This window comes from Pseudomonas brassicacearum, from assembly GCF_003732265.1.
In the GTDB taxonomy this organism is placed as follows: domain Bacteria; phylum Pseudomonadota; class Gammaproteobacteria; order Pseudomonadales; family Pseudomonadaceae; genus Aquipseudomonas; species Aquipseudomonas brassicacearum_D.
Genome location: NZ_MOBK01000390.1, coordinates 1 through 624, shown reverse-complemented (window position 1 = coordinate 624; position 624 = coordinate 1). Strand labels below are relative to the sequence as shown.

Sequence of the window (624 nt, the reverse complement as noted above, 5' to 3'; positions counted from 1 at the left end):
GAACGGGCAATATGAGCGTCAGCGGAGAGGGTGGTCACGCGTTCTTCGGAAACATAGCCGGGTTTGCGCAGGGTTTCGGCCCGCGACAAGTCCATTTGCGAGCGGCCAAGTGTCGCTTGGGTGGTCGCCACTTGCGCGTCGCTGGCGGCGATCAGGCTCGATTGCTGAGTCAATTTGCTTTGCGCTTGCAGACGTTCGGCTTCGCGGGTGGCGAGCGCGGCATTGGCGCGGTCGATGGCCAGGCGGAAATCATTAGGTTCAAGGCGCACCAATAACTGGCCTTTTTCCACGTGCTGATTGTCCTGCACCAACACTTCATCGATGCGCGCGCTCAATTGGCTCGAGACACGGGTGATTTCACCCTGGACATAAGCGTTGTCGGTGCTTTCATAAAAGCGTCCCTTGAAAAACCAATGGGCGAAAAAGCCCCCGGCGATCAGCAGGACGAGCAGCAGGAAAATCAACAGGCGACGCTTGAGTTGGGCAGGCATGGGCAAACTGTAGTCGAGGAATTGTAAGGAAAGTTATCAGCAGGCGAATCTGGCATACAGCCGATCAACGGTAAATGCCATCCGCTGATATTTGCCCATTCACCACGACTTAGCGGCGTTCCAGAGGCAAACT

General features: G+C 56.2%; 1 protein-coding gene. It reads right to left on the bottom strand.

Features of this window, described 5'->3' with window-relative positions; genetic code table 11:
* Positions 1 to 491 (bottom strand): HlyD family secretion protein (locus BK660_RS31875; protein WP_148057543.1); only part of this gene is annotated, 491 nt, incomplete at its 3' end.
* Positions 492 to 624: the final 133 nt, after the last annotated feature.